At 69.1% G+C, this 9,292-nt stretch carries 10 protein-coding genes; 4 read left to right on the top strand and 6 right to left on the bottom strand.

Annotated elements, in window-relative coordinates; translation table 11 throughout:
* Positions 1–46: 46 nt before the first annotated feature.
* The 3 genes from ubiE to hisF form a co-directional block, all read right to left on the bottom strand.
* Positions 47–748: a bifunctional demethylmenaquinone methyltransferase/2-methoxy-6-polyprenyl-1,4-benzoquinol methylase UbiE gene (gene ubiE / locus KBZ12_RS13475; protein WP_254958490.1), complete on the bottom strand. Its 702-nt coding sequence runs from the start codon at positions 746–748 to the stop codon at positions 47–49.
* A complete protein-coding gene (locus KBZ12_RS13480; protein WP_254958491.1) occupies positions 735–1,061 on the bottom strand; it encodes a hypothetical protein in 327 nt (108 codons plus the stop codon). The genes ubiE and KBZ12_RS13480 overlap by 14 nt, the downstream gene beginning before the upstream one ends.
* A gap of 79 nt (positions 1,062–1,140) precedes the next feature.
* Positions 1,141–1,938: an imidazole glycerol phosphate synthase subunit HisF gene (hisF, locus tag KBZ12_RS13485; protein WP_254958492.1), complete on the bottom strand. Its 798-nt coding sequence runs from the start codon at positions 1,936–1,938 to the stop codon at positions 1,141–1,143.
* Positions 1,939–1,981: 43 nt separating this feature from the next.
* Between hisF and KBZ12_RS13490 the strand changes: the two genes are divergently transcribed.
* Genes KBZ12_RS13490 through KBZ12_RS13500 form a run of 3 tightly spaced genes read left to right on the top strand, consistent with a single transcriptional unit; the run spans position 1,982 to position 5,385 of the window.
* Positions 1,982–2,194 carry a DUF2862 domain-containing protein gene (locus KBZ12_RS13490; protein ID WP_254958507.1) on the top strand — a complete coding sequence of 71 codons (213 nt, stop codon included), beginning with the start codon at positions 1,982–1,984 and terminating at the stop codon, positions 2,192–2,194.
* Positions 2,195–2,206: 12 nt separating this feature from the next.
* Positions 2,207–3,199: a chlorophyll synthase ChlG gene (gene chlG, locus KBZ12_RS13495; RefSeq protein WP_254958493.1), complete on the top strand. Its 993-nt coding sequence runs from the start codon at positions 2,207–2,209 to the stop codon at positions 3,197–3,199.
* Positions 3,196–5,385, top strand: coding sequence for a transglycosylase domain-containing protein (locus KBZ12_RS13500; RefSeq protein ID WP_254958494.1), 2,190 nt, complete (start codon positions 3,196–3,198; stop codon positions 5,383–5,385). The genes chlG and KBZ12_RS13500 overlap by 4 nt, the downstream gene beginning before the upstream one ends.
* On the opposite strand, the gene KBZ12_RS13505 is transcribed toward KBZ12_RS13500, so the two are convergent.
* Both KBZ12_RS13505 and KBZ12_RS13510 read right to left on the bottom strand, forming a co-directional pair.
* A complete protein-coding gene (locus tag KBZ12_RS13505; protein ID WP_254958495.1) occupies positions 5,382–6,818 on the bottom strand; it encodes a 16S rRNA (cytosine(967)-C(5))-methyltransferase in 1,437 nt (478 codons plus the stop codon). The two genes, KBZ12_RS13500 and KBZ12_RS13505, sit on opposite strands and share 4 nt — an antisense overlap.
* Positions 6,815–7,195: an MGMT family protein gene (locus tag KBZ12_RS13510; RefSeq protein ID WP_254958496.1), complete on the bottom strand. Its 381-nt coding sequence runs from the start codon at positions 7,193–7,195 to the stop codon at positions 6,815–6,817. Before KBZ12_RS13510 ends, KBZ12_RS13505 begins: the two co-directional genes overlap by 4 nt.
* A gap of 44 nt (positions 7,196–7,239) precedes the next feature.
* Here KBZ12_RS13510 and trmH point away from each other — a divergent pair, with 44 nt between their 5' ends.
* A complete protein-coding gene (trmH, locus tag KBZ12_RS13515) occupies positions 7,240–7,929 on the top strand; it encodes a tRNA (guanosine(18)-2'-O)-methyltransferase TrmH (RefSeq protein WP_254958497.1) in 690 nt (229 codons plus the stop codon).
* Between the two features lie 56 nt (positions 7,930–7,985).
* Here trmH and KBZ12_RS13520 read toward each other — a convergent pair whose 3' ends face one another.
* The gene (locus KBZ12_RS13520) at positions 7,986–9,122 is read right to left on the bottom strand and encodes a class I SAM-dependent methyltransferase (protein ID WP_254958498.1); all 1,137 of its coding nucleotides are present in this window, start codon (positions 9,120–9,122) and stop codon (positions 7,986–7,988) included.
* Between the last annotated feature and the right edge of the window lie 170 nt (positions 9,123–9,292).

A 9,292-nucleotide genomic window follows, 5' to 3' on the forward strand; every position in this document is an offset into this window, starting at 1 on the left:
CTCGATGCTGCCAGATCGGTGTTCCCGGATCGCGGCAGCCAACCCCTCAGGCCTGCAGTTCCAGCAGCCCCATCAGGCCGCCGGCCAGGGGGCGGTGGCGTGCCTTGGCGAAACCGGCATCCCGAGCCAGTTGCTCCTGGACGGGGGCGGTGGGGAAGCGGGCCAGGCTCTCCTCCAGATAGGCGTATTGCTCCGGCAGGCCCACGGCACGGGCGGCCGGCACCACCAGGCGGCGCAGGTAGAAGCGCTGGAAGGCCGCCGGCACCGAGGCCGGATCGGGCCGGTTGAAATCCAGCACCACCGCCTGCCCGCCTGGCCGCAGCAGGCGCCGCAGCTCCACCAGACCGGCGGCGGGGTCGGCCAGGTTGCGCAGGCCATAGGCCATCACCGCCCCATCGGCCCAGCCGTCGGCCAGGCCGGTGGCCAGGGCATCGCCCTGCTGCCACTGCAGCGGCAACCAGGGCTGGCGGGCGGCGCGGCGGCGGGCGATGTCCAGCGGCGCAGCCGCCGCATCAAGGCCCAGCACCAGGCCCCCGGGCCTGACGCGGGAGGCCAGCACCAGGGCCAGATCACCGGTGCCGCAGCAGAGATCCAGCAGGCGCTGGCCGGGGCGGGGGCGCAACCCCAGCAGCGCCTGCCGCTTCCAGAGCCGATGCAACCCCAAGCTGAGCAGATCGTTCAGCTGGTCGTAGCGGGGGGCGATGGCGTCGAACAGATCGCTGATCTGCCCAGGATCAACTGTTGCCAAGGCGGGGGGTCAGGGAGTCATCCCAGGGCAGCACGATGGCATCGAGGCTGACACCGGCCGGTTCACCGTCGGGGGAAGTCAGGCCGCGGGCTTCGAGTCGGACCGGGCTGGTGAAGGTCAGCACCATCACGGTGGCCAGACCCACGGCCGCCGAGCAGACCATGCAGCCGGCCAGCATCAGGGAGAATTCGCGGCGGTCGGTGGCGGCCTGCAGCAGCTGCAAGGCCCAGGCCACCAGGGCGATCACCACGACCACAGCCACCAGCGCGATCGCCGTGAACACCGGCGTTGGCAGTAGCAGGAAGGCGTTCACCGATGCACCACGAACCACGAACGTTGTTCAATGTTACGGCGAGTGAAGCGACGGCTGCGATCGGGTCGCCCTGGCCGCTTCAGGCCGTGGGCAGCGGGGACAGCAGCGGCCGGAGCGGCAAGCCCCGCCGCAGCAGATCTTGTTTGATCTCTTCCACCGTGAGCACCCCGTCATGGAGCAGGGAGGCGAGCAGGGCCGCCGAGGCACCGGCCACCTCCAGGGCGGCGGCGATGTGGTCGATGCAACCGGCGCCGCCGGAGGCGATCACAGGCACCTCCACGGCCTCGACCACAGCCCGGGTGAGGGCGAGGTCGTAGCCCGCCTGGGTGCCGTCGCCATCCATGGAGGTGAGCAGGATCTCGCCGGCGCCGAGTTCCACCACGCGCCGGGCCCAGACCACCGCATCAAGGCCGGTGTTCTCCCGCCCGCCCTTGACGAAAACATCCCAGGCCGGCGGCTCATCCCCCTGGCAGGGGCGGCGACGGGCATCGATGGCCACGACGATGCACTGGCAGCCGAAGCGGTCGGCCCCGGCCGCCACCAGCTCCGGGGTGCGGACCGCGGAGGAGTTGAGGCTCACCTTGTCGGCACCGGCCCGCAGCAGCTCGGTGATGCCCTCGACGCTGACGATGCCGCCACCGACGGTGAAGGGGATCGTCACCGCCTCGGCGGTGCGTTGCACCATGTCCACCAGGGTGGCGCGGCCCTGGTGGCTGGCGGCGATGTCGAGGAAGACCAGCTCGTCTGCGCCGGACACGCTGTAGCGGCAGGCCAGTTCCACCGGGTCGCCGGCATCCCGCAGTCCCACGAAGTTGATGCCCTTGACCACCCTGCCCCCGGCCACGTCGAGACAGGGGATGATCCGCTTGGCTACCACAGGTTCGCTGTTAGGGTTGCGCGACTTTCTTATCGCGCCGGACATGGCCCAGGCTGGCATCACCATCGGTTCGAAGGTGCGGGTGACCCGCGTGCGCGATCGGATCCCGGCCGGTCTTGTGGCCGCCCTCAAGGCCGATGCCACCGGCACGGTGAAGGACTTCCGTGTCACCGACGGCACCGGCGTCGGTGTGGTGGTGGAGCTCAGCGGCGGCACCACCACCTGGTTTTTTGACGACGAGATCACCCCTGCCTGAGACGGCCCACCCATGAGCCAGAGCCCCGAAACCAGCGCCGGCTCCCCAGGCGTCTCCGGTGGCGCCCGGCAGCTGCTCGGCATGAAGGGCGCCACCGGCACCTCCAACATCTGGAAGATCCGGCTGCAGCTGATGAAGCCCGTCACCTGGATCCCCCTGATCTGGGGGGTGATCTGCGGGGCGGCGGCCTCCGGCAACTTCCACTGGACCCTGCCGGAGGTGGGGGCGTCGGTGTCCTGCATGCTGATGAGCGGGCCGCTGCTGGCGGGCTACACCCAGACGATCAACGACTACTACGACCGCGAGATCGACGCGATCAACGAGCCCTACCGGCCGATTCCCTCCGGGGCCATTCCCCTGGGCCAGGTACGTCTCCAGATCGTGGTGCTGCTGCTGGCCGGGCTGGCGGTGGCCTGGGGCCTGGATGTCTGGGCCGGCCACACCACGCCGGTGCTGCTGCTGCTGGCCCTGGGCGGGTCCTTCGTCAGCTACATCTATTCGGCGCCCCCGCTGAAGCTGAAGCAGAACGGCTGGCTGGGCAACTATGCCCTGGGCGCTAGCTACATCGCCCTGCCCTGGTGGGCCGGCCAGGCCCTGTTCGGCCAGCTCACCTGGGCCACGGCCCTGCTCACCCTGGCCTACAGCCTGGCGGGCCTGGGGATCGCCGTCGTCAATGATTTCAAGAGCGTCGAAGGCGACCGGGCCCTGGGTCTGCAGTCCCTGCCCGTGGTGTTCGGCATCCAGCGGGCCAGCTGGATCAGCGCCGGCATGATCGATCTCTTCCAGCTGGCGATGGTGGCGGTGTTGATCGCCATCGGCCAGCACTTCGCCGCCGTGCTGCTGGTGCTGCTGATCATTCCCCAGATCACCTTCCAGGACATCTGGCTGCTGCGGGATCCCGTCGCCTTCGATGTGAAGTATCAGGCCAGCGCGCAGCCGTTCCTGGTGCTGGGCATGCTCGTGACCGCCCTGGCGATCGGCCACAGCGACCTGACCCTGCCATGACCAGGGTGGGTCCGTCCTCGGCCACCACCGGCCCCCGCCAACCCGGCGAGCCACCGTCAGCCAGGCCAGCGCGCCGTTCCAACTGGCGTCTGCTCGGGCCTGGCCTGGCCGCGGTCGCCGCCGGAGGAGTGGTGGCCGTGGGGCAGACGACCCTGGTGCGCGGCCTCGACGGACTGCTGCCGGACGCCGGACGCATCACCAGTTTCAACCGGCCGGGGACGATCACGATCCTGTCCTCCGACGGCCAGGTGGTGCTCAAGAAGGGCCCGGCCACCCGCGAGAAACTGCCCGCGGGCAAGATGCCGCTGCTGATCCAGCGTGCCTTCGTGGCGGCCGAGGACCGCCGCTTCTACCAGCACGACGGCATCGATCTTCTCGGCATCAGCCGGGCCATGCTGCGCAACCTGCAGCAGGGCGCCGTGGAGGAGGGGGCCAGCACGATCACCCAGCAGCTGGCCCGCACCGTCTTCCTGAGCCAGGACCGCACGATCGTGCGCAAGCTCAAGGAGGCGGCCCTGGCCGGGAAGATCGAGCGCCAGCTGAGCAAGGCGCAGATCCTTGAGCAGTACCTCAATTACGTGTACCTCGGCTCCAGCGCCTATGGCGTCTCCGATGCCGCCTGGATCTACTTCTCCAAACGCCCCGACCAGCTCACCCTGCCGGAAGCCGCCCTGATCGCCGGCCTGCCGCCGGCCCCATCGGTGTATTCCCCGCTGGTGAATCCGGAGGTGGCCCTGCGGCGGCGCTCGGTGGTGCTGGGTCGCATGCGGGAGGCGGGTTTCATCGACGACGCCCAGCTGCAGCGGGCCGAGGCCGCCCCCCTGGCGCTGAAGCCGGCCGAGCCCAAATACTTCTATAACCCGGCCCCCTGGTACACCAGCTGGCTGGAGCAGGAACTGCCCAAGGTGCTCAGCAAGGAGCAGCTGGAGGTGGGAGGCCTGACGATCCGCAGCGGCCTGAATGCGGCCTGGCAGGCCGAGGCCCAGAAAACGATCGACTATTACGCCAGCGGCAGCATGGAAGGGGCCTTGGTGGCCATGGAACCTGGCACCGGCCTGGTGCGGGCGATGGTGGGCGGCAACGACTTTGAGAAAACCCAGTTCAACCGGGCCTCCCAGGCCCTGCGCTCCCCGGGCTCCACCTTCAAGCTGTTCGTGTATCTCACGGCCCTGAAACTGGGCATGAAGCCCGAAGACACGGTGCTGGATTCCGCCCGGTGTTTCGGCGGCTACTGCCCCAAGAACTTCGGCAACCGGTACATGGGCTCGGTGAGTCTGGCCACGGCGTTGCAGAACTCCCTCAACATCGTGGCGGTGGGGCTGCTGCAGAAGCTCGGTTACGACCCGGTGATCGCCACCGCCAAGAGCCTCGGCATCCACCGGGAGCTGGGGCGTTATCTGTCGATGGCGATCGGCTCCAACGACCAGACGGTGCTCGACATGACGGCGGCCTACGCGGCGCTGGTCAACCGCGGGGTGTACATCCAGCCGCTGCCCTTCGAGGAGATCTTCGGACCGGATGGGGAGCTGCTCTGGTCACGCCGGGCCAACGGCCCCCGCGGCACCCGGGCGGTGAGCAGCGACATCGCCGACGCGATGGTGTGGATGCTGCAGCAGGTGGTGCTGGGCGGCACCGGCGGCGGCGCCGCCCTGGCCGACCGGCCGGTGGCCGGTAAGACGGGCACCTCCGAGGGCGCCCGGGACCTGTGGTTCATCGGTTCGATTCCCCAGCTCACCACCGGCGTCTGGCTCGGGTTCGACAACAACCAGGGAACAGGCACCACCAGCGTCCTGGCCACCTACGCCTGGCGGGCGTTCATGGAGCCGGTGACCAAGGGGATGCCGGTGCAGACGTTCCCGCCCAAGCCCGTGCTCACCGGCAGCTTCAAGCCGGTGCGCAGCCAGAAACCATCCCAGCCCGACGCCACTCCCAACGCCTGGGGCAATCAAGACAGCCAGCGCTGGGAACCACCGCCGCAGGAGCCCAGCCGCACCAGCCCACCCGCCCAGGAGCTCCCCAGCGAGCGGCCGCCGGCCGACAGCGAGCCGACCCAGCCGTCGCCACCGAACAATCCCGTGGCCGCCCCCCGCTCCCGCGATGCGGCCGTGCCGCCGCCAGCCCCACCGGCGGAGGTACCGGCGCCCCTGCCACCACCGCCCCCCGTCGCCGCGCCGCCACCGCCTTAGGCGGGCGCGCCAGGGGCCTGCAGCACCGCCGCATAGAAGCCGTCGCCGCCGCCCCGTTCCGCCTCGGGCGGTTCCGGCCACCACTGGCGCTCCTGCAGCAGCGACCACTCCGGATGGCACTGCAGCAGCCCATGGATGAGGGCGCCGTTCTCACGGGGTTCCACGGTGCAGGTGGCATAGACCAACCGGCCAGCGGGGGCCAGCAGGGGCAGCAGCGCCTCCAGCAGCTGGCGCTGCAGTTGCACCAGACCATCGATGGCATCAGGGGTGATCCGCCAGCGGGCATCCGGGTGGCGGGCCAGGGTGCCCAGACCGGAGCAGGGAGCGTCCAGGAGGATGCGATCGAAGTGGGCCCGCCAGTGGGGCTTGGCCTCCGCCAGGGCGGTGGCGTCGATCGCCAGTGAACGGATCGTCGTGAGTCCGAGGCGCTCGGCGTTGCGATCCAGCCGCCGCAGCCGGGCTTCGGAGCTGTCCAGTGCCCACACCTCCCCCTGGTCGCCGATCAGCTCCGCCAGGTGGGTGCTCTTGCCGCCGGGGGCGGCGCAGGCATCCAGAATCCGCTGGCCGGGCTGGGCCTCCAGCAGGGGAGCGATGGCCTGGGCACTGCGGTCCTGCACGCACCAGAGCCCCTCGGCGTAGCCGGGCAGGTCGCGGGGATCGCCGACCCGCTCCAGCAGGGTGAGACCGTGGGGCGCACCGGGCAGGGCGCGGGCGGCCACGCCGGCGGCCGTGAAGCGCTCCAGCAGCTCGTCGCGGCTGGTGCGCAGGGGGTTGGCGCGCAGATCGAGGGCCGGCACCGCGTTGCAGGCCAGGGCAAAGGCCTCGGCCCGCTCGGGCGGCAGCCAGCCCAGCAGCTCGGCGCTGAGCCAGGGGGGCAGGGAGCGGCGCAGGGCCAGGGCGGCGGCGGCATCGGCCGGCAGCACCAGGCCGTCCCAGGGCTCGTGGCAGGATACGCTGCCGGCCGGCCGCTCGCGCCGCCGCAGCAGGGAGCGCAGCATCCCGTTCACCACCGGCGCCAGACGGGCCAGGCCGACGCGCTTGGCCAGGGCCACGGTGGTGCTCACCGCCGCAGCCGCCGGCACCCGATCGCTGAACAGGAGCTGGTAGAGCCCCACGTGCAGCAGCCAGCGCAGGGCCGGTGGCTGGCGCAGGGCCGACACCTTGCCGAGGGCGTCGATCCAGCCGTCCAGCAGCAGCCGCTGGCGGATGGCGCCGTAGGCGATCTCGGTGGCCAGGCCGCGGTCGGCCGGCGACAGCCCGCCACCGGCGCGGGCCAGGCAGGCCAGCTCGCGCTCGAGGGCGGCATCGGCGTAGGCACCGGCCGCAACCGCCTGCAGCACCTGCCAGGCCAGCTGCCGGGAGGCCAGGCCGGGAATGGTGTCGCCGGGGACGGTGTGGCTGGCGTGAATCGGCGGGCTCCCGAAACAGTTCACTCCGTTGTACAGGAGGGCTCGACCGCCAGCACCAGTTCCAGGGGAGGGCGCCAGCGGTGCCGGGCCAGGGGTAGGCGGCCGTCGGGGGCGACGGCGATGCCCTCGGCCAGCAGCAGCTCGCGCTGCATCCAGTCGCTGCCCTCACGGCCGGGGCCCATGGCGATGCGCCCCTGGGCGTTCACCACCCGCTGCCAGGGCACGTCCGAGGGCAGGGGCAACCGCCGCAGGGCCCAGCCCACCTGGCGGGCGCAGCCGTAGGCACCGATCAACTCGGCCACCTGGCCGTAGGTGGCCAGCTGCCCGTGGGGGATGCGGCCCACCATCGCGTAGACGCGGCGGTCGAAGGGATTCCCATGGTCGGCAGCAACCCTGGCCATGACCGTGAAGCTGGCAAGGTCGATGATGGCGTTTTACCAGGCCCATGCCGCTGCTGCCCCGCCGCTTCGAGCGCCTGCGCGCGGTGCTCGATCGCCGCATGGGGGATCTGACGCTGCTGCTGGAGCAGGTGGACAAGCCCCACAACCTCTCGGCGATCCTGCGCAGCTGCGATGCGGTGGGGGTGCTCGAAGCCCATGCCGTCAGCCTCCCGGGGCGCACGCCCACCTTCAACCGCACGGCCCTGGGCAGCCAGAAGTGGGTGGCGCTGCACCGGCACCGGAGCAGCAGCGACGCCATCGCCCAGCTCAAGGCCAGCGGCTTCCGGCTCTTCGGCACCCACCTGGGGGCCGACGCGGTGGACTACCGCGACTGTGACTTCACCGGACCCACGGCCTTCGTGCTGGGGGCGGAGAAGTGGGGACTGGGCGAGGAGACGGCGGCGGCGATCGACCAGGCGATCGTGATTCCGATGGTGGGCATGGTGCAGTCGCTCAACGTGTCGGTGGCGACCGCGATCCTGCTGTTCGAGGCCCTGCGGCAACGGCAGGCGAAGGGCTGCCTGCCCAGTCAGGGCGAGGGGGTGGCCCCGGAGCGTTATGGGCCGCTGCTGTTCGAGTGGGCCTACCCCCAGGTGGCCGACTGGTGCCGCCGCGAAGGCCGCCCCTACCCCGCCCTCAGCCCCGAGGGCGCCATCCTCGAGGAGCTTCCGCGGGGGGTGCGTCTCCGCTGCTGATCGGGCCGCCATCCGCTGAGCAGGCCAGGAGCTCAGGTGCCACGCCAACAGACAGCTCAGGGAGAGTTCTGAAGTTGACGCGTTGCATTGAGGTCGTCGATGTAATAGGCGATCGCCTGCCTAAGCAGCTCGGTGCGCCGCGCAGCGTCCAGGGGAAGGGGACTACGGGAGGCCTCGGAAATCTTGACAATGTGGACAATAAACTCCTGACCAGGCCTATCGATGACTTCCTGAACTCGCAGAAGCGGTAGAAATCCACAGGCCTGCAGATCCTCTATGATCAGCAGGAAACTGTAAGGATTGAAGACAAAGCTGTGGATCCCACCTGAGTGACCGAATTCGTGGGTGAATTGCAGGGCGCCGAAAGAGGATTCATCGATCATGCCCCCGCAGGCGTCGACCGCCACCTGCGCAACGTCGTAATTGCGGTCTCCAATCGTCTGGCCTCCGGAATGGGTTGCAGCGGAGGCTGACTGGTCAAAGATCGCACCTAGCGTCGTCTTGACGCGACCCGAGGTGTGGGCATCGATCAGCTGTCCCGTGGTCGAGAGCGGGCGGAAGCAGTCAAAGCAGCGGCTGCCTACTGGAATGGCCATGGTAAGGAAGCCTCCATCAGCAAGCAGCGTGGCAGCATCATCGAGAAACGCGATCGGATCCGGAAGGTGCTCAAAGTTGTGCGAAGAAATCAGATAGGACAGAGAGCCCTCTGCCTTCTGCACACGAGCCTCCTGGCCCTGGGTGTAAGCTGCCACGCTGGCAAAAAGGCCTGAAGAAAGCAACACATCCACCTCTTCAATATGCTCTTGGAACGGAATCACATCCTTATCCTCGGCATAGGCCTGCAGCAACTGATCACGGGGCAGGATGTCAACCGTCAGGCAGTTGAATCCCTCGCGTTTGGGACAGATCGGTCTGTGGAACGGACCGATCTCCATGCCCAGGGCCGATTTGGAGACATGCTTACGCAGTTCATCCAATCGTGTCGGCGGAACGCCCGGTGAGGGCAGAGGCTCAGGAGCAGGAGCTGCATCGGGGCCATCAACGGCTGCGGGAAGAGCACGGGACAGGAGCACACGGTGAAAATCTTCAGCAAGCATCGCCTGCCCGGGGGGAGCTAAAGCTGCCAGAATGACCTGAACGCCCAGGGCGCCACCCAGCCGAGTCGGCAATGCAAACAGCAAGATCTTCTTCACAAACGGGAATCCTTCGCTTCGCAGAGCACGCCAAAGGAACAACGTAAGCGTTCAGGGGGCGTGACAGCATGCGGCGAACTCTGTCTCTGCTGAATCCTTGACAGCGGCCTGATTCTCGTTTGCATCTCAGGCAGAGACTGTTTGCGATGGGCGCCCCACCAACAGGGATT

The sequence above is a fragment of the Cyanobium sp. Cruz CV13-4-11 genome (assembly GCF_024346055.1).
Lineage (GTDB): Bacteria > Cyanobacteriota > Cyanobacteriia > PCC-6307 > Cyanobiaceae > Cyanobium.